At 73.7% G+C, this 24,696-nt stretch carries 23 protein-coding genes and 1 pseudogene; 8 read left to right on the forward strand and 16 right to left on the reverse strand.

Annotated elements, in window-relative coordinates:
* The 8 genes and pseudogenes from DY240_RS00535 to DY240_RS00570 all read right to left on the reverse strand — a co-directional run.
* Positions 1 to 473 (reverse strand): annotated as a pseudogene (locus DY240_RS00535) (Nif3-like dinuclear metal center hexameric protein); the annotation flags it as partial.
* Positions 474 to 616: 143 nt separating this feature from the next.
* Positions 617 to 2,029: an ATP-binding protein gene (locus DY240_RS00540; RefSeq protein WP_119658028.1), complete on the reverse strand. Its 1,413-nt coding sequence runs from the start codon at positions 2,027 to 2,029 to the stop codon at positions 617 to 619.
* Between the two features lie 2 nt (positions 2,030 to 2,031).
* A complete protein-coding gene (locus DY240_RS00545; protein ID WP_119658029.1) occupies positions 2,032 to 3,693 on the reverse strand; it encodes an FAD-dependent oxidoreductase in 1,662 nt (553 codons plus the stop codon).
* A gap of 47 nt (positions 3,694 to 3,740) precedes the next feature.
* The gene (locus DY240_RS00550; RefSeq protein WP_119658030.1) at positions 3,741 to 4,541 is read right to left on the reverse strand and encodes an alpha/beta hydrolase; all 801 of its coding nucleotides are present in this window, start codon (positions 4,539 to 4,541) and stop codon (positions 3,741 to 3,743) included.
* A 99-nt stretch (positions 4,542 to 4,640) separates the two neighbouring features.
* On the reverse strand, positions 4,641 to 6,503 hold the full coding sequence (nhaA, locus tag DY240_RS00555) for a Na+/H+ antiporter NhaA (protein WP_119658031.1): 1,863 nt from the start codon (positions 6,501 to 6,503) through the stop codon (positions 4,641 to 4,643).
* A 35-nt stretch (positions 6,504 to 6,538) separates the two neighbouring features.
* Positions 6,539 to 7,477, reverse strand: coding sequence for a hypothetical protein (locus tag DY240_RS00560; RefSeq protein ID WP_119658032.1), 939 nt, complete (start codon positions 7,475 to 7,477; stop codon positions 6,539 to 6,541).
* 12 nt (positions 7,478 to 7,489) lie between these two features.
* Complete coding sequence (locus DY240_RS00565; protein ID WP_119658047.1) at positions 7,490 to 7,735, reverse strand: DUF2630 family protein; 246 nt, start codon at positions 7,733 to 7,735, stop codon at positions 7,490 to 7,492.
* 54 nt (positions 7,736 to 7,789) lie between these two features.
* Positions 7,790 to 8,653: a LysR family transcriptional regulator gene (locus DY240_RS00570; RefSeq protein ID WP_119658033.1), complete on the reverse strand. Its 864-nt coding sequence runs from the start codon at positions 8,651 to 8,653 to the stop codon at positions 7,790 to 7,792.
* Positions 8,654 to 8,748: 95 nt separating this feature from the next.
* On the opposite strand from DY240_RS00570, the gene DY240_RS00575 reads away from it, so the two are divergent.
* Positions 8,749 to 9,966 carry an MFS transporter gene (locus tag DY240_RS00575; RefSeq protein WP_119658048.1) on the forward strand — a complete coding sequence of 406 codons (1,218 nt, stop codon included), beginning with the start codon at positions 8,749 to 8,751 and terminating at the stop codon, positions 9,964 to 9,966.
* Positions 9,967 to 9,976: 10 nt separating this feature from the next.
* A complete protein-coding gene (locus DY240_RS00580) occupies positions 9,977 to 10,927 on the forward strand; it encodes an endonuclease/exonuclease/phosphatase family protein (RefSeq protein WP_119658034.1) in 951 nt (316 codons plus the stop codon).
* Here the strand turns inward: DY240_RS00580 and DY240_RS00585 are convergent.
* Entirely contained in the window at positions 10,917 to 13,487 is a 2,571-nt protein-coding gene (locus DY240_RS00585; protein WP_158602681.1) for an FAD-dependent oxidoreductase, read from the reverse strand. The two genes, DY240_RS00580 and DY240_RS00585, sit on opposite strands and share 11 nt — an antisense overlap.
* 761 nt (positions 13,488 to 14,248) lie before the next feature.
* On the opposite strand from DY240_RS00585, the gene DY240_RS00590 reads away from it, so the two are divergent.
* The gene (locus tag DY240_RS00590) at positions 14,249 to 14,980 is read left to right on the forward strand and encodes a class I SAM-dependent methyltransferase (RefSeq protein ID WP_119658036.1); all 732 of its coding nucleotides are present in this window, start codon (positions 14,249 to 14,251) and stop codon (positions 14,978 to 14,980) included.
* Between the two features lie 4 nt (positions 14,981 to 14,984).
* On the opposite strand, the gene surE is transcribed toward DY240_RS00590, so the two are convergent.
* The 4 genes from surE to DY240_RS00610 all read right to left on the reverse strand — a co-directional run bounded on the left by surE (position 14,985) and on the right by DY240_RS00610 (position 18,539).
* Positions 14,985 to 15,806: a 5'/3'-nucleotidase SurE gene (surE, locus tag DY240_RS00595; protein WP_119658037.1), complete on the reverse strand. Its 822-nt coding sequence runs from the start codon at positions 15,804 to 15,806 to the stop codon at positions 14,985 to 14,987.
* Positions 15,803 to 16,804 (reverse strand): 1-phosphofructokinase family hexose kinase, encoded by a 1,002-nt coding sequence (locus DY240_RS00600; RefSeq protein WP_119658038.1) that lies wholly within the window; start codon positions 16,802 to 16,804, stop codon positions 15,803 to 15,805. The genes surE and DY240_RS00600 overlap by 4 nt, the downstream gene beginning before the upstream one ends.
* A 102-nt stretch (positions 16,805 to 16,906) precedes the next feature.
* Positions 16,907 to 17,575 (reverse strand): UdgX family uracil-DNA binding protein, encoded by a 669-nt coding sequence (locus DY240_RS00605; RefSeq protein ID WP_119658039.1) that lies wholly within the window; start codon positions 17,573 to 17,575, stop codon positions 16,907 to 16,909.
* Positions 17,568 to 18,539, reverse strand: coding sequence for an NAD-dependent epimerase/dehydratase family protein (locus DY240_RS00610; RefSeq protein WP_119658040.1), 972 nt, complete (start codon positions 18,537 to 18,539; stop codon positions 17,568 to 17,570). The genes DY240_RS00605 and DY240_RS00610 overlap by 8 nt, the downstream gene beginning before the upstream one ends.
* A 93-nt stretch (positions 18,540 to 18,632) precedes the next feature.
* On the opposite strand from DY240_RS00610, the gene DY240_RS00615 reads away from it, so the two are divergent.
* Positions 18,633 to 19,316, forward strand: coding sequence for a GAF and ANTAR domain-containing protein (locus DY240_RS00615; protein WP_199700550.1), 684 nt, complete (start codon positions 18,633 to 18,635; stop codon positions 19,314 to 19,316).
* Between the two features lie 66 nt (positions 19,317 to 19,382).
* Positions 19,383 to 19,724 carry a WhiB family transcriptional regulator gene (locus tag DY240_RS00620; RefSeq protein WP_119658049.1) on the forward strand — a complete coding sequence of 114 codons (342 nt, stop codon included), beginning with the start codon at positions 19,383 to 19,385 and terminating at the stop codon, positions 19,722 to 19,724.
* Between the two features lie 28 nt (positions 19,725 to 19,752).
* On the opposite strand, the gene DY240_RS00625 is transcribed toward DY240_RS00620, so the two are convergent.
* Both DY240_RS00625 and ligD read right to left on the reverse strand, forming a co-directional pair.
* Positions 19,753 to 20,181, reverse strand: a complete 429-nt coding sequence (locus DY240_RS00625; RefSeq protein WP_119658042.1) for a hypothetical protein — start codon at positions 20,179 to 20,181, stop codon at positions 19,753 to 19,755.
* A 70-nt stretch (positions 20,182 to 20,251) separates the two neighbouring features.
* The gene (gene ligD, locus DY240_RS00630) at positions 20,252 to 21,718 is read right to left on the reverse strand and encodes a non-homologous end-joining DNA ligase (RefSeq protein ID WP_119658043.1); all 1,467 of its coding nucleotides are present in this window, start codon (positions 21,716 to 21,718) and stop codon (positions 20,252 to 20,254) included.
* 264 nt (positions 21,719 to 21,982) lie between these two features.
* On the opposite strand from ligD, the gene DY240_RS00635 reads away from it, so the two are divergent.
* The 3 genes from DY240_RS00635 to DY240_RS00645 all read left to right on the forward strand — a co-directional run bounded on the left by DY240_RS00635 (position 21,983) and on the right by DY240_RS00645 (position 24,408).
* Positions 21,983 to 22,981: a sigma-70 family RNA polymerase sigma factor gene (locus DY240_RS00635; protein WP_119658044.1), complete on the forward strand. Its 999-nt coding sequence runs from the start codon at positions 21,983 to 21,985 to the stop codon at positions 22,979 to 22,981.
* 178 nt (positions 22,982 to 23,159) lie between these two features.
* The gene (locus DY240_RS00640; RefSeq protein ID WP_119658045.1) at positions 23,160 to 23,378 is read left to right on the forward strand and encodes a hypothetical protein; all 219 of its coding nucleotides are present in this window, start codon (positions 23,160 to 23,162) and stop codon (positions 23,376 to 23,378) included.
* A 28-nt stretch (positions 23,379 to 23,406) separates the two neighbouring features.
* Positions 23,407 to 24,408, forward strand: a complete 1,002-nt coding sequence (locus DY240_RS00645) for an NAD-dependent epimerase/dehydratase family protein (protein ID WP_119658046.1) — start codon at positions 23,407 to 23,409, stop codon at positions 24,406 to 24,408.
* Here DY240_RS00645 and DY240_RS00650 read toward each other — a convergent pair.
* Positions 24,363 to 24,696, reverse strand: a 334-nt coding sequence (locus DY240_RS00650; RefSeq protein ID WP_147375150.1) for a glycosyltransferase family 9 protein, incomplete at its 5' end; no start/stop codon positions are given. The genes DY240_RS00645 and DY240_RS00650 overlap by 46 nt on opposite strands.

Below are 24,696 nucleotides of genomic sequence, written 5' to 3' on the forward strand. Positions count from 1 at the left end.
GTCGCGACGTGCGCCGCGAGCGCGCCGAGCGTCGTCGGCGCGACGGTGCACAGCGCGACCCCGGCGGCGGCCGGCTCCGGGTCCAGCGCCCAGCCGAGGGCCCGCGCGACGCCCTCGTCGACGCCGTCGGGACGGCGCCGGTGCCAGCCGTCGTGGTAGTGGCAGACGGCCAGCCCGCGTCCGGCGATGAAGGCGCGTTTGGCGAGGTAGACGGGGTCCTGCTCGGCCTCGAGGTCGTCGTTCGCGGCGCCCAGGTGGTCGTAGAACGGCGCCTCGTGGGTGATGACGACGTTCGCGCCGGCCGCCGCGGCCCGGTCGAGCACGTCCAGGGTCGCCAGCGTGGTGACCGCCACCCCGGCGACGACCGTGCCGGGGTCGCCCGCGACGACGCCGTCGACCGTGCTGGGGCGCGGCAGCGCGCCGTCGGCCGCGGAGATGAGGGACAGCAGCGCGGCGGCGGTCAGCGTCGTCACGTCACCAACCTAGACGGTGAACACCCCGATGGTGTCCCAGGCGATCCAGGATCCCTCGTCCTTGACCAGCGTCAGCACGTTCTCGCCGGGCCGGAACAGCCCGGCGCCTTCGGCGTCGGGTCTTCATCTTGTTGCGGACCGTGCTAGTTGCCGGTCAGGGGGAGGCGGACGGTGAAGGTCGTCCCCTTCGGGCCGGTGGTGAAGCCGATCGTGCCGCGGTGCCGCTTCTCGACGATGCGCTTGGCGTTGTCGAGGCCCAGCCCGCTGCCCTGGCCGACCGGCTTGGTCGTCACGAACGGCTCGAACAGCCGGCCTTGGACCTCCTCGGGGACACCGCGCCCGTGGTCGGTGACGTCGACGGCGGCGTAGTCGCCGTCGCGGTAGGTGCGCAGCTCGAGCACGCCGTGACCGTCCATGGCGTCGACGGCGTTGTCGATGAGGTTGGTCCACACCTGGTTGAGCTCGGCGGCGAAGGCGGGCACCAGGGGCAGCGTGGTGTCGTAGTCGCGGTGGACCTCGATGTCGCCGAGCTTGTGCCCCAGCATGACCAGCGTGCTGTCGATGCCGGGGTGGAGGTCGACCTCCTGGTGGGCGGCCTGGTCGAGGTGGGTGTACTGCTTGATCGACGCCACCAGCGTGGAGATGCGGTTGGAGGCGTCCTCGATCTCGTCCATGAGCGCCTCGGTCTCGAGCGTGTAGCCGAGCCAGGCCAGCGCGGACGGCAGCGCGTCGCCCACCTCGGCGGCGACGTCGTCGAAGAAGGTGGTGTCGAGGCCGGCCGAGACGAAGACCGGGGCGACGTCGACGGCGTGGTCGAAGCCGAGGTCCTCGAGGTGGTCGACCATCTCGTCCTCGAGGTCGCTCTCCTGCAGCGGGCTCAGCGGGTCGCGCTTCTTGGAGGCGATCTCGACGGCGCGCTCCTGGATGGTGATCAGCCGGGCGATCATCGCGGGGTCGAGCGTGCCGGACGCGATCATGCCGAGCTTCTGCCGCATGTGCGCCACGCGGTCGCGCAGCTGCCCGGCCGCCCGGACGGTGGCCGCGGCGGGGTTGTTCAGCTCGTGCGCGAGGTTCGCCGACAACGTGCCCAGCTGGGCCAGGTGCTCGCGCTGCCGCACCGTCGCCTCGGTGGTGCGGATGCCGAGGTAGAGCCCGTCGAACAGGTGCACCGCCATCGGGAACCACTTGTGCACGAAGGCCGCGAAGTCGTTGGCGGGCCAGCGCAGGAACCGGCAGTCGGTCACCGCGTGCAGCGACGTCGGATAGGCGGCGGCGCCGGCGGACGTGGCGAAGGCGCGGACGGCGCCGGCGTACGAGCCGCGGTGGTCGGTCTGGTTGACGACGACCTCCTCACCGTCGGCGTGCCGCACCAGCCGCAGGGTGCCGTCGAGCAGCACCCACAGCGCGATGGACGGCTCGCCGGCGCGGTAGACCGTGCTGCCGGCGGGGTAGGTGCGCACCTCGGAGCTCGCGACGACCTCGGCCAGCTGCTCGGGGGTCATGCCTTCGAAGAGGAACAGCGTGCGCAGCTCCTCGGCGTCGATGGGCGTACCCATGGTCACGTCGCCTCCAGGTAGCGGTGGACCAGCGTGATGGCCATGGCGCCCTCGCCGACGGCTGACGCGACGCGCTTGACGGACTCGGCGCGGACGTCGCCGGCGACGAACACGCCAGGGACGCTGGACTCCAGGTGGTACGGGTTGCGGGCCAGCGGCCAGTCGCGTGGCGGTCGCCCGTCGGCATCGAGAAGCGCCGGCCCCGTCAGGAGGAAACCCCGTTCGTCGCGCGCGAATTCCTCGCCCAGCCAGGACGTCGGCGGCTCGGCGCCGATGAAGACGAACAGCCGAGTCGCCGGCAGCGTCTGCGCGCCGCCGGTGCGGGTGTCGGTGACGACGATGCGCTCGAGCCGGCCGTCGCCCTCGGCGGCGGTGACCTCGGTGCACGTGCGCACCACGATGCGCGGGTCGGCCTCGATGCGTTCCACGAGGTACTCCGACATCCGCAGCCGCAGGTCGGGGCCGCGCACCAGCATGATGACGCGGTTGGCGTACTTGGCGAAGTGCAGCGCGGCCTGGCCGGCGGAGTTGGCCGCGCCGACGATGTAGACGTCCTCGCCCTTGCAGCCGGGCGCCTCGTGGGCGGACGCGCCGTAGTAGATGCCGCGTCCGGCGAAGTCGTCGGCGCCCTCGGCGGGCAGCTGAGACCACCACACGCCGGTGGCGATGACGACGGCGTGCGCGGTGACCTCGTGCCCGTCGTCGAACCGGACGACCCGCCCCTCGCCCTGGGCGACGACGTCGACCGCGGCCGCCGCGGTGAGCATCTCGACGTCGAACCGGACGGCCTGGTCGCGGGCCCGCTGCGCCAGCTCGGCGCCGGAGACGCCCTGCGGGAAGCCCAGGTAGTTCTCGATGAGGCTGCTGCGTGCGGCCTGGCCGCCGACGCCGGCGCGGTCGACCAGCAGCGTGCGCAGCCCCTCACTGGCGCCGTAGACGGCCGCGCCGAGCCCGGCCGGGCCGCTGCCGATGACCACGAGGTCGTAGAGCGGGCTGCCCGCCGTCGTGGCCAGGCCCAGCCGCTCCGCGACGTCGCGCAGCGGCGGGCAGGTGAGCACGACGCCGTCGGGCATGATGACCGCCGGCAGGGCGTCGTCGGGGATGGCCGCGGTGTCCTGCAGCGCCGCACCCTCGGGTCCGCGCAGGTGCCGGTAGGGGACCTGGTTGCTGGTCAGGAACTCCTTGAGGTCCTGGGTCTCGGCCGCCCACTGGTGGCCCAGCAGCGTGACGCCCTCGAAGCCCGGCCGGCTGTCGCGCGCCCACTGCTCCAGCAGCTCGTCGAGCACCGGGTAGAGGTGCTCCTCGGGCGGGTCCCACGGCTTGACGAGGTAGTGGTCGAGGTCGATGTCGTTGACGGCGCGGATGGCGGCCTGGGTGTCGGCGTACGCCGTCAGCAGCACCCGCTTGGCCTGCGGCACGACGTCCATGGCCTGCTCGAGGAAGTCGATGCCGTTCATGCCGGGCATGCGGTAGTCGGCCAGGATGAGCGCCGTCGGCTCGCCCCGCAGGGTGAGCTCGCGCAGGACCTCCAGCGCGCCGGCTCCGGTCTCGGACCGGACGACGCGGTGGTCCGACCCGTAGCGGCGCCGCAGGTCGCGGGCGATCGCCCGGCTCACGGCCGGATCGTCCTCGACGGTCAGCAGCACAGGTCCCTGTCGTGGCACTGCCCCTCCAACTCGCGCCGAACGCTCGGTGCCCCAAGGGTACGGCGTCAGAAGCCCTGGGTTTTCAGCCAGGCGAGAACGTCGTCGGCGACGACCCGCCACCCGCTGTCGATGCCGAGGCTGTGCCCGCGGTCGGGGTACTGCCGCAGCTCCGTCACCGCCGGCGACCTCCGGTACAGCCGCGCGGTGGTGCGCACGATCGCGGGCGCGACGGTGTGGTCCTTGCCGCCCAGGGTCAGCAGCAGCGGCCCGCGGGTGGCGTTGCGGGTGTCGACCTTGGCCGGCGACGACGGGTTGAGGTTGGCGGCCGCGGCCTCGAACAGCGGCCGGCCCGGCGACGGGATGGTCCAGCGCTCGTACAGCTCGTCGGACTCCCGTTGCGGCAGCGCGTTGCCGAAGCCGTACCGGAACTGCTCGCGGGTCAGCGCGACGGCCCGGCCGCGGTTGGCCGGGTTGCGCAGCGCGATCGACGCCACGCGCAGCGACGACGGCGGCAGGTACAGCACGCCCTTGATCGGCGCCGGATCGAGGGCGACGGCCGCGGCGGCGAGGTCCCGGCCGAGCAGCCGCTGCACGATCAGCCCGCCGAACGAGTGGCCGACCAGCACCGGCGGCGCTCCCAGGCCGCGCAGGACGCCCGCGTAGTGCTCGACGACGGCGTCGATGCCGATGCCGGCGACCCGGTCCGGGTGGGCGCGGGTCTCCTCGACCGTCGGCGAGTCGCCCGGCCAGCCCGGCGCCTGGGCGTCGTAGCCGGCGTCGCGGAACAGTTCGACCCACGGCTGCCACGAGTCGGCGTGCAGCCACAGGCCATGGACGAAGACGACGGGGAGACGATCGGCGGTCACGGTGTCCTCCTCAGCTCGGCGCTGCGCCGATCATGCGCCCAGAACGTTTCCGCCGGGTTGAGTCACCCGTGTGTGATTCTCGAGCGGCGACGGCGTCCGTCACGTCACGCGCCGCGGGGCGGCGGCGAGCTCGCGGGTGATCACGGCGCGCAGCGACTCGAGGTCGTAGGGGCCGTGGTGGCGCTGCCCGTTGACGAAGAACGTCGGCGTGCCGGCGACCCCGCTCTGCTCCGCGCTCTCGACGTCGCGGGTGACCCGCAGGGCGAAGCGCCGCGACGACAGGTCGCGGGCGAACCGGTCGACGTCCAGGCCCAGCTCCTCGGCGTAGCGCAGCAGGTCGGGATAGGTGAGCGCGTCCTGGTGGGTGAGCAGCAGGTCGTGCAGCTCCCAGAATCGGCCCTGCCGGCCGGCCGCCTCGGCCGCCTCGGCGGCCAGCTGGGCATGTTCGTGCACGTCCGTCAGCGGCAGGTGCCGGAAGACGAAGGTCAGGTCGTCGCCGAACGCCTGGGTCAGCTCGCGCAGCACCGGCTCGGCCCGGCCGCAGTAGGGGCACTCGAAGTCGCCGTACTCGACCAGCGTGACCCGCGCGTCCACCGGGCCGCGGATGTGGTCGACCTCCGGGTCGACCGGGTCGGCGAGGTCGACGATCGGCGCGGCCAGGCGCTCCTGCCCGGCCGACCGCGCCTGCTGCGGCAGACGGCCGATCAGCCGGAACACCAGCAACGCGAGCAGGGTGGCGATGACCGACGCCGCGAGGATGCCCAGCTTCGCGTCGTCGAGCTGGGCGCCCTCGAACGCGATGCCCGCGATCAGCAGCGAGACGGTGAACCCGACACCGCCGATCGTCCCGGCGCCCACCAGCTGCGGCCACGGCACCGTCAGCGGGAAGCCGAACCGGCTGGCCAGCCAGGTCACACCGACGATGCCGACCGGCTTGCCGACCACCAGGCCCAGCACGATGCCCAGCGTGATCGGCGACGTCGCCGCCTCGCGCAGCACGTCGCCGTTGATCACCATGCCGGCGTTGGCCAGCGCGAACACCGGCACGATCAGGTAGTTGGCCCAGGGATGGAACAGGTGCTGCAGCCGCTCGTTCGGCGAGATGGCGGTCGCGAGGGTGCGGCTGGCGGTCCGGGCGTACTCGGGCACCGGCTGCTCCCGGAACAGCCGCCAGACCGCGCCGGCGCGTTCCAGGTCCGCGCGGGACGGCGGGAAGGCCGAGGCGATGAGGCCGAACGCGATGCCGGCCAGCGTCGCGTGCACGCCGGAGATCAGCGTGGCCAGCCAGACGCCGGTGCCGACGATGAAGTACGGCACCCCGTGCCGGACGCCGCTGTGCTTGAGCACCACCACCACGCCGAACAGGGCGACGGCGACGCCCAGCGCCGGCAGCGAGACGTCGTCGGAGTACGCGACCGCGATGATCGCCAGAGCCACGACGTCGTCGACGATCACCGCGGTCAGTACGAACGTCCGGGTCCGCGGCGACGCCCGCCGGCCGGCCAGCGCCAGCACCCCGAGCGCGAACGCGGTGTCCGTCCCCATGGCGATCGCCCAGCCGTGCACCGCGGAGTCGCCGGCGTTGACGGCCAGGTAGAGCAGCGCCGGGACGGCCATCCCGCCGAGCGCGGCCAGCACGGGCGTCGCGACCCGGCGGCGCTCGCGCAGCTCGCCCATGTCGAACTCGCGGCGGATCTCCAGCCCGACGACGAAGAAGAACAGCGCCATGAGGCCGTCGTTCACCCAGTGGCGGATGTCGAGGGACAGCTCCGCGCCGCCGAGCCGGAAGGCCAGCTCGGTGTGCCAGAACTCCTCGTAGCTGTCCGGCCACGGAGAGTTGGCCCACACCAACGCGGCGACCGTGGCCGTGAGCAGCACGACCGCGCCCGAACTCTGCGTCGCGATGAACTCGCGGATCGGCGAGGCCAGCCGCCGGGACCGCGGGGTCTGCCCGGTCGCCATGCCGGTGATCCTAGGTCCGCGAGGTTCGCGCCGCGTTACGAGAGCCGGCTCAGCTGCTGCTTGGCCTCGCGGCGCCGGCGACGGGCCGCCTCGGAGGCCTTGCGGGCGGCCTCGACGTCGTCCTCGGCGGACTCGACGTCGTCGCGGGCCTGCTCGAGCTCGCGGCGGGCGGCCGCCAGCTCCTCCGTCAGCCGCTCGACCGTCTCCTGAGCCTGCGCCAGCCGCTGCCGCTGGTCGTCCAAGGCCGCCTCGGCGTCGTCGACCTGTTCCTCGGCGGCGTCGACGGCGGCCTCGGCCTCCTCCAGTTCGCGCTCGGCGCCGGCGAGCTCGTCGTCGCCCTCACCCGCCGTCTCGTCGGGCGCCTCGGCCTCCTCGGCAACAGGTTCAGCCGTCTCCTCGGCGGGCGCCGTCGCGCGCGGCCGCCGGGTGGTCTCCAGCCGCTGGCCGCGGGCGACCCGGGCCTCGGACAGCGAGATGACCTCGGCCTCGCCGTCGTCCTCGACCGCACCGAACCCGACGTGCTCCAGCCCGTGCGACAGCTGCGCGGCCTGCAGGAGCTCGGCGGCGCGGGGGTCGGCGATGGCGGCGTCGAGTGAGGAGGCGACCGCCTCGATCAGCTCGACGCTCGCCCGCTGCCCGCCGTCCTTGGCGACCTTCCGGGCCGCCTTGAGCAGCGCGTCGACCTGCTTCTTGCGCTCCGCGGTGAGCTCGCGCAGCGCCGTGCCGTCCATCGCGGACATCGCCTTGCGCATGCGCCCGCCCAGCTCCATGAGCGCGGCGACCTCGTCGCGGTGGCGGCGCACCAGCTGGTTGGTCAGCCAGGCCGCCACCGTCGGCTTGCGCAGCGCCTTGACCCGCGCGGCGACGTCGCCGGCGCCCTCGCCCTTGAGCCGCTTGGCCAGCGTGTTGCGGGCTTCGACGAACTCCTCGGGCGGGAGGGCGTAGAGCTCGTCCGCCGCGTCGTCGAGGTTCATGGGTCCAGTGTGCTACTGGAGGTACTTCTCCACCTCGTCGACGGGCCGGACGGCCGCCTCGTCGGGGTTCTGCCCCGCCTCGACCCGGGCGCGGCGCTGGCGCAGCAGGTCCCAGCACTGGTCGAGCTGCTCCTCGAGCAGGCGCAGCCGGGAGTGCTCCTCGTCGGTCGAGATCTCGCCGGCCTGCAGCCGCTGCCGCAGGTCGTGCTCGTCCTCGACCAGCGCGCTGATCCTGGCCCTGATGTCGTCCTCCTGCATCGGCCTCTCCCACGGCTCGGTCCGGTCACTGACCCTGCCGAGCATAGGCGTCGTTCAGCCGATGAGGTCCAGCATCGCGCGAGCGGCCGCCGAGAGCTGCTCCCGGGGCGGGTGGGCGACGGCGACCCGCCAGGTGGGTGCGGGATCGACGGCAACGTACTCGAGCCGGGCGGCCGCGGCGGCCATGCCGGGCGGGACGAAGCCGACGCCGAGGCCCTGCTCGACCAGGTCGGTGAAGAGCGGGATGTCGTTGACCTCGAAGGCCGTGAGGCGCTGCAGGCCCGCGGCCCGGAACAGCTCGTCGGTCGAGGTGCGAGCGCCCCAGCCCGGCACGAAGTCGACGAACGGCTCGCCGGCGACGTCGGCCAGCGGCACGGGGGCGGCCACGGCGAACCGGTGCCCCAGCGGGCAGGCCAGCGGCATCGTCCCCACGCTGAGGGTGCGGACGCTGACGCCGGCGGGCACCCGGCCGCTGAGCCCGACGAAGGCGAGGTCGAGCTGGGCCGTGCGGACGCCCTCGACCAGCTCGGTGCTCGGGGCCTGACGCAGCCGCAGCTGCACCCTCGGGTGCGCGGTGTGGAACCGGCGCAGCAGGTCGGGGAGGTCGTAGCTGTGCGAGGCCTGCATGAACCCGACCACCAGCCGCCCGGTGACGACGCCCCGCACCGCGGCCACGGTCTCGCGGGCCACCGCGGCCGCCCGCAGCGTCCGGCGCGCCTCCGGCACCAGGGCGCGGCCGGCCTCGGTGAGCCGCACCTGCTTGGTGCTGCGGTGGAACAGCGGCGCGCCGAGGTCGGACTCGAGCGCGCGGATGGACGCCGACAGCGCCGACTGGACGATGTGCAGCCGGCCCGCCGCGCGGGTGAAGTGCAGCTCGTCGGCGAGGACGACGAAGTGCTCGAGCTGACGCAGTTCCATCGGTGATCTCGATGAGTAGAATCGAAAAGATCTGTTGGCAAGATGGATCTTCTCGCGCGCACGCTGGGGACGTCAACCGCACGAGAAGGGTGAAGATGACCACCGAGGTCCTGACCCGGCCGGAGCGCGGCACCGTCCCGCACGGCGCCGGGTTCTGGCTCACCGCCTACGCGTTCACCGTCACGATGGCGTTCTCGGCCGTGCCGACGCCGCTGTACGTCGACTACCAGCACCGCGACCACTTCTCCGCCGCCACCGTCACCGTCGTGTTCGCCGTCTACGCGCTCGGCGTGGCGGCCAGCCTGCTGCTCGTCGGCCACGTCTCGGACCGGTTCGGCCGCCGGCGCGTGCTGGTGCCGGCGGTGCTGGTGTCCGTGCTGGCCGGCTTCGTGTTCCTGTTCTGGCCGACGCTGCCGGGCCTGCTGCTGGCCCGAGTGCTCCAGGGGATCGCCGTCGGCGCCATCACCGCGACGGCGACCGTGCACCTCGCCGAGCTGCACCGGGCCGCCCGCCCGGAGGCCGGCCGGCGGCGCGCCGAGATCGTCGCCGTCGCCGCGAACCTCGGCGGCATCGGTCTGGGGCCGCTGGTCTCCGGACTGCTGGCCGACGTCGCCGCGGACCCGCTGCGGCTGCCGTACTTCGTCGTCAGCGTGCTGCTGGTGGTCGCGGCGATCGGCCTGTCGCTGGTGCCCGAGACCGCGCCGCTGCTCGACGAGCCGGGGCCGTACCGGCCGCAACGCGTCCGGGTGCCGGCGGGGGAGCGCGGGCTGTACTACGCGGCGGCGCTGACGGCGTTCGCGGCGCTCGCGGTGTTCGGGCTGTTCACCTCCGTCGCGCCGGCGCTGCTGGCCGGCATGCTCGACGCGCCGTCGCACACGCTGACCGGCGCGGTGGCGTTCGCGACGTTCGCGGCGGGGGCGACCGGGCAGGTGTTGCTGGCCCGGCGGCCGCCACGGCGGACGCTGCCGGCCGGTGCGGCGGCCGTGGCCGCGGGGCTGGCGGTGCTGGTGGCGTCGGTGTACGCGTCGTCGCTGGCCGGGTTCCTGGCCGGCGGCGTCGTCGCGGGCGCCGGGGCCGGGCTGCTGTTCGCCGCCGGTGTCGCCGTCGTCTCCGGGCTGGCCGGTGCGACGGGGCGGGCCGAGGCGCTGGCCGGGCTGTTCCTCGCCGGCTACCTCGGGCTGGCCGTTCCGGTGCTCGGCCTCGGAATCGCGACCCGGGCGACCGGCCTCGAGGGAGCGCTGGCCGGGTTCGTCGTGGTGGTCGTGGCGCTGGGCGTGGGATCGGCTCTGGCCGCCGTCCGCCGGCTCCGCTAGCGTCGGGCCCGTGACGGTGATCGGCACGTGGAACCTGGAGAACCTGTTCCGGCCCGGCGCCGAGGACGGCCGTCCGCCGGACCAGGCGACGTACGAGGCCAAGCTCGACGCGCTGGCCGGCACCGTCGGCCGGATGGCGCCGGACGTCCTCGCCGTGCAGGAGGTCGGCGAGTCGGCCGCGCTGGACGACCTCGTCGAGCGGCTGGACGGCGACTGGACCACGCACGTGTCGGCGCATCCCGACAGCCGCGGCATCCGGGTGGGGGTGATCTCGCGGCTGCCGGTCGACGAGACCGAAGATCTCGTCGCCTACGCCGGCGGCGTCGGTCCGGTGCGCGCCACCGACGGCGGCGAGCTGTCGGCTGAGATGGGCCGCGGCGCGTTCCGGGCCCGGGTCCGCACGGCCGCCGGCGACGCCGTCGACGTCGTCACCTGTCACCTCAAGTCGAAGCTGCTGAGCTATCCCGGCGGCCGGTTCGCCCCGCGCGACGAGTCCGAGCGGGCGCGCTACGGCGCCTTCGCGCTGTACCGCCGCGCGGCCGAGGCGGCCACCGTCCGCGAGTGGGCGAACACCCTCCTCGACGGCGACGGCCAGGACCGCTCACTGGTGGTCTGCGGCGACCTCAACGACGAGCCGGGTGCGGCGACCACGCAGATCCTGCTCGGCCCCGGCGGCTCGGAGATCGGCACCCCCGGCGTCGACCGGCCGGACGCCGGCGACGCCTGGCGGCTGTGGAACACCGCGCCGCTCATCCCCGAGGCGCGCCGGTACAGCCGCGTCTACCGCGGCCGTGGCGAGCTGATCGACCACGTGCTCGTCTCGCACCGGCTGCTGCGGCGCATCGAGAAGGCCGACAGCCTCGTCGACCGCGGCCTGCCCTCGGTCACCGACGACCCCCGCCCGCGCGCCGCGGCCGCGGACTCCGACCACGCCCCGGTCGTCGCGACCTTCACGGACTGACGGACAGGTTCTCGAAGACCGCCAGGCCGAGCCGGTCCTGGACGTGGGCGCACGACAGCACGCCGACGTCCTGGGTGGCGGCCGCGGTGGGCAGGTCGATCGAGCCGATCGCCTGCCACGTCGTGCCGTCGACGCTGTACGAGCCGTGGAACCGCTGCCCCTCGCGGGCCAGCCGCAGGTGGACGGGGTACGGCGACGGGCTCAGCTGGGCCCGCAGCACCGACTCCACCGTCCCGCTGCCATCGGCGTCCCAGAGCAGCAGCAGGCCGTTCTCCGGCTTGATCACCAGCGCGACGTACCCGGTGGACGTGCCGGCACCCCGCAGGTCGTTGCGGAAGACCAGCCCGGCCCGCGCGTTGGGGTCGGTGGCCTCCTGCGAGACGACGGTGACCGTCGCCGTCGTCGACGGGCCGCCCGCGCCGTCGTGGAAGATCGCGCCGTAGTGGTCGACGCCGGTCCAGAGGTCGGCGCCGTTGCCGAGGACGGCCAGGCGGCTGCCGCGCTGCCCGAAGTGCGCCCGTGTCGACGCCGCCGTCTGCAGCGGGGCCTGGACCGGCTCGGCGACGGCGACCGCGTGCGCCGCGCCGTGGCTGACGCCGTCCGCGCCGCCGGCGGCGTACGTCACCGTCGCCTCCAGCGTCGAGAGTGCGACCGGCTCGGACGGCGCCGTCGCCGTCACCCGCCAGATGGCGGCGAACTCCTCGCCGGGCTCCACCGCCGCGGCCTCGACCGGCGTCGACGGCGCCACCGTCCAGCCCGCCGGGGCGGCCAGCTCGAGCCGCACGCCGGTCGCCGTGGTCACCTCATCGTTGACGAACGTGACGGTGACGTCCGCGGCGGCGCCCGGGCGCAGCTCGTCCGGCGCGTCGAACGCGAGCACGCCGGCGTTCGGCGGCCAGGTGATGACCATCCGGTCCGCGCGCAGCCGCTGCCGCAGCGCCGGGTAGTGGACGTCCTGCACCGCGACGCCGGCGGTAATGGCGAGGTCGGCCGCGAGCGCCGCCGCGTGCCCCGTCGCCATGAACACCGGCTCCATGCGTGCCGAGCCGAACGCGATGTGCGAGGCCGAGATCGCGCAGGCGACGAGCAGGTTCTGGCACTCGCCGCGGGCCGGGACGATGGCGCGGTAGGAGATGCCGTACGGGCCCGCCGGCGGCACCTGCACGTCGCCCTCGTTGCGGGCGAAGCCGCCGACCACCACGCGCTTGCAGTTGTGCGAGTCCATCGTGTACGACGCCAACGCGACCGGGTCGGGCGCCGCCACCGTCCACCGGCAGTCGTGCTCGGTGATGACGTAGTCGGCCACCATGCGGCGGGCCTCGCGGATGTACAGCTCGTGCGACCAGCCGCCGGTGCCGGTGAACTCGTCGTTCGTCAGGCCCCAGCCGTTGACCTCGGCCCGGATCGTCTCCGGCACCCGCGGGTCGTTGGCCAGGAACCAGAGCAGCCCCTGCTGGTAAGTCACGTGGTCCTGGAAGATCGCCTCGCGCGTCGCGTAGTCGCCGTCCGGCCAGGCGTAGTTGCGGCCGATGTTGTCCGTGCTCACCGCGCCGTTGTTGTTCATGTCGGTCTTGCCGTTCGGCATCGGCGTGTTGAGGCGCATCGCGTCCCACACGCCGGCCTGCAGGTAGCGCAGCAGCAGCTCGTACCGGGCCGGGTCGTAGCCGGGCGGCCGCGGGAACGGGCGCCGGTCGGCCGCCCGGGTCAGGCAGATGCGGAAGTTGAACGCCTGGATGCGGTGGTCGCCCTCGCCGTTCGTCCCGGGCGGGTCGGCCGAGATGCCCTGCAGCAGCCCGCTCGACGGATCGCCGGCGACGACGTACGGGTCGATCTGCCGCTGGAACTGGTGGCCGGAGCGGAACTGGACGCCGTTGAGCGTCTCGCCGTACGTCGCGTTGGACTCGCGGCCGACCGTGTAGCTGACGCCCGCCGCCGCCATCAGGTCGCCCTCGTAGCTGGCGTCGATGAACATCCGGGCGACGAACACCTTCTCGTTCTCGGTGCGCAGCGAGTGGATGCGGCCGCCGACCATGCGGACGTCCTCGAGCCGGTGGTCGCGGAAGACCTGGACGCCGGCCTCCTCCACCCACGCGTCGAACACGCTCTCGGCGACGTGCGGCTCGAACGTGAACGCCTCGGCACGGCCGTAGTGCTGACCGAGACGGCGGTAGAACTCCCGGCTCAGCCCGCCGATGGACTCGATCCGCCCCGTGTCGGTCGCGCCCAGTCCGGCGGAGCTGAGGCCGCCCAGATGCCGGCCGAACACCACCAGGGCGACGCTCCGGCCCGCCTGCGCCGCTCGCACCGCCGCCGTCACCCCGGCCGACGTGCCGCCGTAGACGCACACGTCCGTGCGCACGACGCCCGGATCGCGAGGGACGGGGTACCAGTAGCGCAGCCCGGGGTGCTGCCCCGGCCCGACGACGGCATTCGCGGCTTCCGCGGCTTCCGTGGCTGGACCCGGGGCCGCGTCGGCGGTGGGAGCGCCGGCGGCCAGCCACAACGCGCCGGCTCCGGCGGCGCCCAGGACGGAACGGCGGGTGGGTTCGGGTGCGGGCATGCGCGTCACCATCCGAACGTCGGCGGCCGTGGAAAGCGATTGCCCGGATGGTAGCGATCTTTGCCGGATGAGCGGAAGGTCTTTCGCCGGATGAATTGAGAAACTCGTCCAATCGTCGGCGAAAGTCGGCGGGTTCGGTCGTTTCTTGCGTGGGCCCGTCCCCCTGCTGCCCGATTGTCTTGGCCGCGTCCGCGCGCCTCAAGCGGACTATGGAGGCGCTTCGCGCCGGCGATGACCGCTTGACCCGCGCGCCCGCGGCTCAGAACGGGCAGCTATCAGGGGGACGGGGGAAGAGCGGCGACGGCTCCCGCGGCGTTGGCCCCGTTACGGTGTGGCGTTGGTGTCGTGGAGCGTCCACTTGGTGAGATTTCACCGTGATTCGGGGGCCATCACGAGGATTACCCCAGCGTCAACACCCCTACAGTCGTGGTGATGCTCACGTAATCCTCGTGATGTAGGCGATCATGGGTGATCATGGCCGTCTGCAGCCCGGCAAACCGGGCGAAACGGGCACGCGAACCTCGAGTCGTGCCCGCTCTGCCCCCGTCCCCCTGATAGCTGCCCGTTCTTGGCCGCGCAGCCGCGGGTCAAGCGGTCCTCGTCGGCGCGAAGCGCCCAAATGGTCCGCTTGAGGCGCGGTTGCGCGGCTAAGAAAATGGGCAGCAGGGGGACGGCCAACGTCACAACCCCGGCGAACGCCACGGAGGGCCGCGGCGAAATCGGGTGGCGCGAGCACGGGGTGGAGCGGTCTCCTTGATCACATGGAGACGGTGGTGGGCGACGCGTTCGGCCGGGTGCTCGAGCGGTGCCACGCGGCGGGCGGCCGGCCCGGGGTCGCGTTCGCGGTGGTCGAGCGTGACGACGGGCACATCGGTGTGCACGACGCCGCGGCGTACTTCTCCGGGCGGGACGAGTGGCCCGAGGCCGAGCGGCGCATCTGCGCCGGCCTCACGGGCCGGGTCCTGGACGTGGGCTGCGGCGCCGGGCGGCACGCCGCGGTGCTGGCGGCCGCGGGCCTGCACGTCGTGGGCGTCGACACGTCGCCGGGCGCGGTGGCGGTGGCCCGCGAGCGCGGCGTCGACGCGCGGCTGGGTTCGGCGACGGCGCTGCCCACCGGCCTCGGCGCGTTCGACGCGGTGCTGCTGCTCGGCAACAATGTCGGCCTGCTCGGCTCGGCCGAGACCGCACCCGTGGTGCTGGCGGAGCTGGCTCGGGTGACGGTGCCCGGCGGGCGCCTGCTGCTGTCGGGCATCGACCCGTTCGAGACCGACGACGCCGAGCACCTGGACTACCACCGGTGGAACCGCGAGCGGGGCCGCCTGCCCGGCCAGTGCCGCATCCGGCTGCGCGACGGCCGGCTCGCGACGGAGTGGTTCGACTACCTGTTCGTCTCCGAGGCCGAGCTGCGCGCCCTGGTCGACGGCTCGCCGTGGTCCGTCGGACGCTGGGAGCGCGACGGGCACGGGTACGCCGTCCGCCTGGACCGGCGCTGATCGCTCACCGCAGGGCCTCCGCCCGCACCGCGTCGACCAGCTCGCCGAGCGGCGGATCGTTCGTCTCGCACACCGAGCGGACCGCGGTGACCACCGCGTAGCCCTCGGCGAGCAGGGCGGCATCGGTTCCGGGGCCGGGCTCCTCGGTCGCGTCGGCGACGGTGAGCCGGATGAAGTCGTCGGCGTGCTCGCTCATCGTCGTCTGGACGATGCCGAACTCGGCCAGCGGCGCGTCGCGCAGACCGGCCAGCTGGTCCGGCTCGCGGTCGGGGACGTTGAGGTTGAGGACCGTCCCCGGCCGCTGCTCCACCAGGTACGGCAGCATCCGGCTGGCCAGCTGCGCCGCCGTCGCCCAGCGCGGTTCGACGGTGGGCGCCTCCAGGTGGAACTCGACCTCCAGGCCGACGTCGAGCGAGACGGCCAGGCCGCGCCGGTTGTTGATGCCGGCGGTGAGGGCGGCGCCGACCGTGCCGGAGTGCAGGATCGCCCGGCCGACGTTCGCCCCGTGGTTGACGCCGGACAGCACGACGTCGGGCGGGTCGCCGAACGCGCCGTACGAGGCGATCAGCGCGATCAGCCCCGGTGCGCCGCCGACGGCGTAGGCGGGCACGTCGTCCAGCCCGTCGAGCATGCGCCGCTCGAGCGCGATGCGGTCGCGCTCCTCCAGCCCGGCGATGATCGACGCGCTGCTACCGCTGGACTGCACCGCCGGAGCCGCGACCACGACGTCGAGGCCGGCCTCACGGACGGCCGCGGCGAGCGCGCGCAGGCCGGGTGCATCGATGCCGTCGTCGTTGGTGACGAGGGCGCGCTTCGCCGGGCTCACGATCCGCGTGCCCGTTCGGCCAGGTCGCGCGGGGACATCGTGACCGGAGGACCGGTCTCGTGGTGCCCGAGCGGCTCGACGTGGACCAGGTCGCGCAACTTCAGCACCGCCTCGACGTCGCCGGTGCCGAGGCCGTGGCGCGTGACGTTGAGCATGCCCGCGGCGGCGCCCAGCCGGATCGCCTCCTCGATGGCGCCGCCGCGCGCCAGCGTCGCCGTCACGCCCGCGATGAGCGAGTCACCGGCCCCGTGCGTGTCGGCGGCCTGCAGCTTGGGGCTGCGCACCACGCTGACGGTGTCGCCGGTGAGGAAGAGCAGCGGCTGGTCGCCCCGGGTGACGATCACGTGGTCGGCGCCCTGCTCGCGCAGCTCGTACATCGCCTTGACCAGTGAGTTCTGGTCGTCGCTCGCGGCCCGGCCGTCGGCGAGCAGTTCCTCGTGACTGACCTTGACCACCGTCAGCCCGCTCTCCAGCACCGCGGTGAGGCGGTCGCCGGCGAGATCGGCCACGACGGGTTTCCCGACGGTGCGCAGGTCGGCGGCCAGCCGCCGGTACGCGTCGGCCGGGACGGCGTCCTGCGCCGCGCCGTTGTCCGACGGACCGCTGAGCAGCACCGCGCCCGCGTCCAGGGCGGCGCTCAGCGTGAGGCCGTAGAGCTCGTCCAGCTCGTGCCGGGTGAGCGGGTCCGACGGCGCCTCGGCCACCTCGACCCGCTCGCCGCCGCGACGGTCGTGGATGTAGGCGCCGTTGCGGCCGGTGCCCTCCACCGCCTTGACGACGATGCCCTCGTCCTCGATGAGGTGCCGGAGCACCATGCCGGTCTCTCCGGCCAGAACACAGCACATCGTCACCGACGCGCCGAGCGTGACCAGCATCCGCGCCTGCCACACGCCCTGGCTGCCCGCGTGGACGTGGATGTCCGGCCGGCCGGCCTGGTCCTCGACGGTCAGCGTCAGCACGGGCGAGGGTGCGAACAGCGCGACGTCGCAGTGCGCCATGGGGCTCCCCTCCACGTCGGCACGACTCTCTGCTGCCGACGTACCCACGCATCGGCGAAAGCACGCGGTCGGGGTACGCCATCGCGCGGCACGGCCTGACCCTCAGGACAGCACGTCGGCGACGGCCCGCAGGTCGGCGACGAAGCCGGCGTAGGCCGCGTCCCGCTCCCGCGAGCGCAGCACCGCCGACGGATGCACGGTGGCCACCACCACCGCGTCGTCGATCGGCGGGCCGTCCGGCGTCGTCAGCGGCGATGTGGCGGCGTAGTCGGCCCACTCCAGCGGCTGCCCGTGCTGCTTCGTCACCCGGAACGACGGGCCGAGGATCGACGCGGCGGCGGTGGCGCCGAGCACCACCAGCACCCGTGGCCGGACGACGGCGAGCTCGGCCCGCAGCCACGGCCGGCAGGCCGCGATCTGGCCGGCGTCGGGCTTCTCGTGGATGCGGCGCTTGCCCTCGCGGTGGAACTTGAAGTGCTTGACGGCGTTGGAGACGTAGGCCTGGTCGCGGTCCAGGCCGGCCTCGGCCAGCGCGCGGTCCAGCAGCCGGCCGGCCGGTCCGGCGAACGGCCGCCCTTCGCGGTCCTCGACGTCCCCGGGCGTCTCGCCCACGAGCATGAGCGGCGCGTCGCGCGGACCGGCCCCGAACACCGTCTGGGTGGCATCGCGGTACAGATCGCAGGCCTGGCACTCCGCCGCCGCGGCGCGCAGCCGCGCCAGCGACCGCGTCCGCGGGATCACGGCCGGCGCCGCACCGGCGCCCTCAGCCACGGCGGGCCCCGACGCGCTGGAACCAGGTGAGGGTGGCCGTCAGGCCGTCGTGCACCGACGTGCGCGGCTGCCAGTCCAGCAGCTGGGTGGCGAGGCTGATGTCGGGCAGGCGCGCCTGGCTGTCGGTGACCGGCGGCTCGACGAAGACGATCTCGGCGGCGGGGCCGGCGATCTCCGCGACCTCCTGGGCGATCGAGAACACCGACACCGCCTCGGGACTGCCGATGTTCACCGGCCCCGGATAGCCGCCGTCGGCCAGCGCCAGGAGCCCGGCCACCGCGTCGTCGACGTAGCAGAGCGACCGGGTCTGCGTGCCCGGCCCGGGCACCGTCAGGGGCGTCCCGGCCAGCGCCTGCCGGATGAACCGCGACAGCACCCGGCCGTCGTCGAGCCGCATCCGCGGCCCGTAGGTGTTGAAGATCCGCGCGATCGCCGTCCGCAGGTCGTAGGTGGCGCGGTACGCCGTCGTCAGCGCCTCGGCGAACCGGCGCGCCTCGTAGTAGGCACCGTAGCCGTCGGCAGGGTCGACCTGGCCGACGCTGTCCTCGCGGCTGGGCGCCTCGCCCGCCGGCCCGTACACCTCCGAGGTCGACGCCAGCACGAAGCGTGCCGACCGCGAGCGGGCGAGGTCCAGCGCGTTGAGCGTACCGGTGCTGGCGATCCGCATCGTCGCGACCGGGTCGAGCAGGTAGTCGGCGGGCGCGGCCGGCGCCGCGAGGTGGTAGACGACGTCGACCGGGCCGGCGAGGTCGGCGTCGCCGTAGTCCTTGAGGTCGCGGCGCAGCAGCGTGAACCGGGGATCGCCCTCGAGGTGACGGAGGTTCGCGGCCCGGCCGGTCTCGAAGTTGTCCACGCAGGTGACCCGGTATCCGGATGCGATGAGGGCGTCGCACAGGTGCGAGCCGAGAAAGCCGGCTCCACCCGTGACCACCGCATGCGGTTGCCCAGCGCCGTTGCCCACCATGTCTGGCTGCGTACCCGATGGGGAAGGATCGACACCGCAGTTCGCATCATGGAGGATGATGGCGTCGTGGGGCACGAGGTGGCGGAGGGCGGCGTGACCGAACCTGATGCGGGCGACTTCGCCGAGATGGCGCTGGCGCTGCACGAGGAACCCGACGTCGAGCAGACGCTCGAGCGGGTCGTCGAGTACGCGCAGCAGGCGACCGTGTGCGACGACGCCGGGCTGATGCTGCTGCACGGCGGCGGCCGCATCGAGACCGCGGTGGCCACCGATCCCCGGGTGCGCAAGGCCGACGAGCTGCAGACGACGCTCGCCGAAGGCCCGGCGCGGCTGGCCGTCAAGAACCGGGCGACGATCCTGGTCGACGACACCGCCGGCGATCCGCGCTGGCCGTCGTGGGGTCCGCAGGCCGCCGACCTCGGGCTGCGCAGCGTGCTGTCGGTCCACCTGCACACCGGCAACGCCACGCTCGGCACGCTGAACCTCTACGGCCACCGGCCCGGCATGTTCGACCACGACGACGTCGACGTCGCGGAGATCTTCGGCCGGCACGCGTCCATCGCGCTCGCGTCGGCGCGCGAGGAGGACGGACTGCGCCAGGCCATCGGCGCCCGGCACCTCATCGGACTCGCGCAGGGCATCCTCATGGAGCGCTACGGCCTCGACGCCGACCGCGCGTTCGCCGTCCTGCGCCGCTACTCCCGCAACAGCAACGTGAAACTGCGGGTCGTCGCCGAGCGGGTCATCGCCACCGGACGGCTGCCCGAAGAGCCCTGATCCGGCCGCCATCTCCGGTTTGCCGCGTCGCACCCTGGGTATCCGGGGGTGATGACTGTCGGGGTGATGCGGATCGTCAGGCGGACCGAGACCGGCCGCCGCAGCGATGTGACGGTGCCGAGTCCGGACGACCCGGGCGCGCGGGTCGACTCGGCGTCGTGGTGGGAGTACGGACTGTGCCGGGCATGGGACGCCGACCTGTTCTGCGTCCCCGACGGGGTGTCGCCCAGCCGGAAACGAGCCCAGGAGTCCAAGGCCAAGCGGATCTGCCAGATGTGCCCGGTGCGGGAGCCCTGCCTCGACGAGGCGATGGCCAGGGACGAGCAGTACGGCGTGTGGGGCGGGCTGGACACCGAGGAGCGGCGGCAGCTGGAGCGGCGGCGACCGGGGAAGCCCCGCCCCAGCTGACCGCGCGGACCGGCTCCGCGGCCGCCGGTCACCGCCGGCTACCAGCCGCGGCCGCCCCGGTCGCCGTCGTCGGCGACCACGTCGGTGTCGTCGGCGACGCTGTCGTCCGCCGAACGTGCGGTCCAGTCGGTCCGGGAGCCGTCCTCACCGGGATGCAGCGCGTCGGCCGTGCGCCGGCGTTCCGCCGCTGCGCCGGCCTCCTCGCCCGCAGCCGTTCGGCCTCGGCCTCCTTCTCCGCGGCCTCGGCGCGTTCGCGCCGCGCCCGGGCGGCCAGCTCCTCGGCCTCGGCGTGGTGGAGCTCGGCGGCGCGTTCCCTGGCCGCCGCCTCCTTGCGCTCCTGGATGGCGGCCTCGCGGCGAGCCGCCGCGCCGCGCGTCCGGCGCCGGCCGATCAGCCAGGCGGCGACGGCGATCAGCACCACGAGCACGATCAACAGGATGACCAGCTCGGTACTCATGTCAGCACACCTTCCCTCCGCCGCGGTCTCGGTGGCCGCGGCACAGGGTCCGTACCCGAAATGTCCGGGTTCAGTTCCGGGGCGGCGGCACCGGCTCCTCGCGGACGACGTCGCGGGCCGGCTTGTCCTCGCGCAGCCCTTCGAACGACGGATGACGCAGCGTGCCGGCGTTGGTCCACTCGGCGAACTCGACCTCGGCGACCAGCTCCGGCCGGACGAACAGCGCGTCGCGCTGCGGCTGGCGGCCGGTGAACGGGCTGGTGTCGGTGCGCAGCTCCTCCAGGCGCTCGAGCAGGCGCGTGCGGGTGGCGTCGTCGAAGCCGGTGCCGACCTTGCCGGCGAAGCGGAGCTCGTCGTCCTCGTAGTAGCCGACCAGCAGCGCGCCGAGCGAGCGCGTCAGCCGGCCCTGGCCCGGCACCCAGCCGCCGATGACGACCTCCTGCTGCCGCACGTTCTTGATCTTCAGCCAGTCGGTGCTTCGCCGGCCCGGCCGGTACGGGCTGGCCAGCCGCTTGGCGACGATGCCCTCCAGGCCGCGCTCGCGGGTGGCGTCGAGCAGGACGTCGCCGTCGCCGCGCTGGTAGTCGGGCACCTGCCAGGCCGGCCCGGCCAGCTCGAGCGTGGCCAGCTCGCGGCGGCGCTCCTCGTACGGCCGGTCCAGCAGCGACCGGCCGTCCAGGTAGAGCAGGTCGAAGACGACGTAGACGACGGGGATGCGCTGCGCCTGGCGCCGGATGTCCGCCTCGGCGCCGAGGTGGATGCGCGGCTGGATGCGCTGGAAGCTGGGCCGGCCGTTCTCGTCGAAGGCGACGATCTCGCCGTCGAGCACCATGCGGCGGGCGCCGATGGCGTTCATCAACGGGCGCAGCTCGGGATACTGCCGGGTGAACTCGCGCCCGTTGCGCCCGACCAGCCGCAGCCGGCCGGGCTCGCCGAAGGCGAGTGCGCGGACGCCGTCCCACTTGATCTCGAAGCCCCACTCGTCCTGGCCGGGCGGCAGCGTGGACAACGTGGCGGCCATCGGCGTCAGCGACTCCGGCATCGGGTCGCCGTCGTCGGCCGCCGCGTCCATGCGATGGATCATCCAGTCCTCGCCCTTGGTGCGGAACAGCGCGAACCGCCCGTCCACCTGCTCGCCGTGCAGGTGGACCACGACCTTGTCGTCCTGGAACTTCTCCGCCTCGTACGTCCCGTGGTCCCAGATGGTCATGCTGCCGCCGCCGTACTCGCCGGCCGGGATCTCGCCGTCGAACGTCAGGTACTCGAGCGGGTGGTCCTCGGTGTGGACGGCGAGGCGGTTCTCGTCCGGCGAGCGGGGGAACCCGCGGGGCAGCGCCCACGACGCCAGTACGCCGTCGTGCTCCAGCCGCAGGTCCCAGTGCAGCCGGCGGGCGTGGTGCTCCTGGACGACGAACCGCGGCGGGGCGTCCTTGCCGCGCCGTTTCCGCCGGTCGCGGCCGCGCGGCTCCGGGGTCTTGTCGAAGGACCGCTTGCGCTGGTACTCCGCGAGCCCGCCGGAACCATCGTCGTCGCTCATCCGTTCCATCGTCGCCGGGGAGCACCCCGCCGACAAGCACGACGCCGGAATAGCCGGCGCCACCGGGACGTTCTGATAGCTGGAAGTCCCCGATAGGCCGGCACCGGCCCGGGGCTTCGGGAGCCGGATCGAGAGATCCGCGGGCTCCCGCAGGGCAACCCACCTACGCAGCCACCGACGGCCCGCGCCCTCGTGCGCGGGGCCGTCGGCGTGGGCCTGGCGTGGGCGCCCACGACGACGTTGTGACGAGCGAGGAGACGAAGGATGACGATGGTGGAGGAGCAGGTCCGCGCCCCGGACGGCCGTGGGCGCATCGGGCGACCGAGCGCGCCAGCGGGCAATGACGCGGTGCGCGAGGAGGACTACGACCTGGTCGGCCAGTACCTGAAGCAGATCAGCGCGACGCCGCTGCTGTCGGCGGCCGAGGAGGTCGAGCTGGCGCGGCGCATCGAGGCCGGCGTCTACGCGGCGCAGCTGCTGGAGTCCGGCGACTCCGGGCGTCCGCGCGAGGAGCTGGAGGCGCTGGTGCGCGACGGCGAGCGGGCGAAGGACCACATGATCCGGGCCAACCTGCGGCTGGTCGTGTCCGCGGCGCGCAAGTACTACCGCAACAGCGGTCTGCCGTTCCTGGACGTCGTGCAGGAGGGGAACCTGGGCCTGATCCGTGCGGTCGAGAAGTTCGACTACACGAAGGGGTTCAAGTTCTCCACGTACGCGATGTGGTGGATCCGGCAGGCGATCGAGCGCGGCAAGGCCGAGCGCGCCCGCACCATCCGGCTGCCGGTGCACGTGCTCGAGACGCTGTCCAAGATCGGAAAGGCCGAGCGCAAGCTGGCCGTCACCCTGGGCCGCGAGCCCACGGCCGAGGAGCTGGCCGCCGAGGCCGACCTCCCGCCGGCTCGCGTGATCGAGCTGCGCCGCATCTCGCGCGACACCGTCAGCCTGGACACCCCGGTCGGCGACGAGGGCAGCGCGAGCATCGGCGACCTCATCGAGGACACCGAGACGCCGCAGGCCACCGACGTCGTCGAGTTCCAGGCGCTCGGTGAGCAGGTCCGCGACCTGGTCAACACGCTCGCCCCGCGCGAGGCGCTGATCGTCTCCATGCGGTTCGGCCTCGAGGACGGCGAGCAGCACACCCTGCAGGAGGTGGCCGAGCGGGTCGGCCTGACGAAGGAGCGGGTGCGGCAGCTGGAGAAGCTGGCGCTGGCCGAGCTCCGCGACCCCGCGCGGCACCAGCCGCTGCTGGAGTGGGCCGGCTGAGCCCGCCTCGGCTGTCTCGGTGGGATCATCCAGGATCGACCACGTGATGGCGTGGTCGATCCTGGATGAAGATCGAAGGCTCCGGGTCAGGTCGCCGGCCAGTGGCTGACACCGCCCCTTCGCGGGTACGGGGCCGGTGCCCGGGTGTACGGCCCGGGCACGGCACTGGGAGGAACCGATGACCGAACACACCGACGGCGTGCGCCACACGACGCAGGAGGAGCGCGACCGCGCGATGGCGGTGCACTCCGTCGACGACGAGACCCGCGTGCACGGCGAACCGGACGAGACCGAGCAGGTCATGGGCGCCGACGGCGACCTGCGCGTCCCCGACCCGGAGGACGCCGGCGAGGGCGCGATCGTCCCGGAGACCGACGGCGACACACCGCCGGCGTGAGGTCGCCGGCCCCGGGTACCGGTTCGCCATGAACGGTGCACGCGTGGTCGTCACGGGCGGAGCGGGCTTCCTCGGTTCGCATGTCTGCGAGGCGCTCATCGGCGCCGGCGCGGAGGTGGTCTGTCTCGACAACCACGTGACGTCGACGCCGGCGAACCTGGCCGGGCTGGTCGACGAGCCCGGCTTCTCGTTCGTGTCCTGCGACGTCTCGGACGGCATCCGGGTCGACGGGCCGGTCGACCTGGTGCTGCACCTGGCCTCGCCCGCCTCGCCGGTCGACTACCTGCGGCTGCCGCTGGAGACCATGCGTGCGGGCTCGGCGGGCACGACGAACGCGCTGGAGCTGGCGCTGGAGAAGGGCGCCCGGTTCGTCCTGGCCTCGACGTCGGAGGTGTACGGCGACCCGCTGCGGCATCCGCAGCCGGAGGACTACTGGGGCAACGTCAACCCGATCGGGCCGCGCGCCGTCTACGACGAGTCCAAGCGCTTCTCCGAGACGCTGTCCAGCGCCTATCGGTCCGAGCGCGGGGTCGACACCGGCATCGTGCGCATCTTCAACAGCTACGGCCCGCGCATGCGCGCCCACGACGGCCGCGTGGTGCCGACGTTCATCCGGCAGGCGCTGGCCGGCGAGCCGCTCACCGTCGCCGGCGACGGCAGCCAGACCCGGACGCTGTGCTACGTCGCCGACACCGTCGGCGGGCTGCTGGCGATGGCCGGCAGCGATCATCCCGGCCCGGTGAACATCGGCGGCTCGCACGAGGTGACGGTGCTCGAGCTGGCCGAGCGGATCCGGTCGATGACGGGGTCGCGCTCGCGGATCCGGTTCGTCGACCTGCCGGAGAACGACCCGCGGCTGCGCCGTCCGGACCTCACCCGCGCGAGCCGGCTGCTGCGGTGGCGGCCGCGAGTGCGACTGAGCGACGGGCTCGCGCAGACGGTGCGGTGGTTCGCCGACGCCGGGATCGACGGCGTCCCGGCCGGTCAGCGCAGCAGCGTGGCAACGGCATCCAGGACCTCGCCGGGCTGAATGCGCGCCAGGGCCGGGTCGAGCTCCCGGCCGTGCGGATCGCCGGCCGGTCCGTGCCAGAGCGCGACGTGCGGGCCGTGGGCCGGCGGTCCCCAGGCCGCCGGCGGGGTCGGCCCGAACAGCACCACCGAGGGCACGCCGTAGGCCGAGGCCAGGTGCGCGACCCCGGTGTCGTTCGACACGACCAGCCGGGCCCGCGCGACCAGCGCCGCCAGTCCCGTCAGCGACAGGCGGCCGGCCAGCACGGCCGACGGCGGCAGCCCGGCGGCGGACGCGACCGCCGCGGCC

The sequence above is a fragment of the Jiangella rhizosphaerae genome (assembly GCF_003579925.1).
Classification (GTDB): domain Bacteria; phylum Actinomycetota; class Actinomycetes; order Jiangellales; family Jiangellaceae; genus Jiangella; species Jiangella rhizosphaerae.

Bases quoted from the DNA above. Each gene is read 5' to 3' on its own strand.
- DY240_RS00625 (WP_119658042.1), bottom strand. From the start codon at position 20,181: ATGAGTACCGAGCTGGTCATCCTGTTGATCGTGCTCGTGGTGCTGATC.
- DY240_RS00620 (WP_119658049.1), top strand. From the start codon at position 19,383: ATGCGGATCGTCAGGCGGACCGAGACCGGCCGCCGCAGCGATGTGACG.
- DY240_RS00635 (WP_119658044.1), top strand. From the start codon at position 21,983: ATGACGATGGTGGAGGAGCAGGTCCGCGCCCCGGACGGCCGTGGGCGC.
- DY240_RS00565 (WP_119658047.1), bottom strand. From the start codon at position 7,735: ATGCAGGAGGACGACATCAGGGCCAGGATCAGCGCGCTGGTCGAGGAC.
- DY240_RS00610 (WP_119658040.1), bottom strand. From the start codon at position 18,539: ATGGTGGGCAACGGCGCTGGGCAACCGCATGCGGTGGTCACGGGTGGA.
- DY240_RS00600 (WP_119658038.1), bottom strand. From the start codon at position 16,804: ATGGCGCACTGCGACGTCGCGCTGTTCGCACCCTCGCCCGTGCTGACG.
- DY240_RS00640 (WP_119658045.1), top strand. From the start codon at position 23,160: ATGACCGAACACACCGACGGCGTGCGCCACACGACGCAGGAGGAGCGC.
- ligD (WP_119658043.1), bottom strand. From the start codon at position 21,718: ATGAGCGACGACGATGGTTCCGGCGGGCTCGCGGAGTACCAGCGCAAG.
- DY240_RS00560 (WP_119658032.1), bottom strand. From the start codon at position 7,477: ATGAACCTCGACGACGCGGCGGACGAGCTCTACGCCCTCCCGCCCGAG.
- DY240_RS00540 (WP_119658028.1), bottom strand. From the start codon at position 2,029: ATGGGTACGCCCATCGACGCCGAGGAGCTGCGCACGCTGTTCCTCTTC.
- DY240_RS00570 (WP_119658033.1), bottom strand. From the start codon at position 8,653: ATGGAACTGCGTCAGCTCGAGCACTTCGTCGTCCTCGCCGACGAGCTG.
- nhaA (WP_119658031.1), bottom strand. From the start codon at position 6,503: ATGGCGACCGGGCAGACCCCGCGGTCCCGGCGGCTGGCCTCGCCGATC.
- DY240_RS00590 (WP_119658036.1), top strand. From the start codon at position 14,249: ATGGAGACGGTGGTGGGCGACGCGTTCGGCCGGGTGCTCGAGCGGTGC.
- DY240_RS00575 (WP_119658048.1), top strand. From the start codon at position 8,749: ATGACCACCGAGGTCCTGACCCGGCCGGAGCGCGGCACCGTCCCGCAC.
- DY240_RS00585 (WP_158602681.1), bottom strand. From the start codon at position 13,487: ATGCCCGCACCCGAACCCACCCGCCGTTCCGTCCTGGGCGCCGCCGGA.
- DY240_RS00645 (WP_119658046.1), top strand. From the start codon at position 23,407: ATGAACGGTGCACGCGTGGTCGTCACGGGCGGAGCGGGCTTCCTCGGT.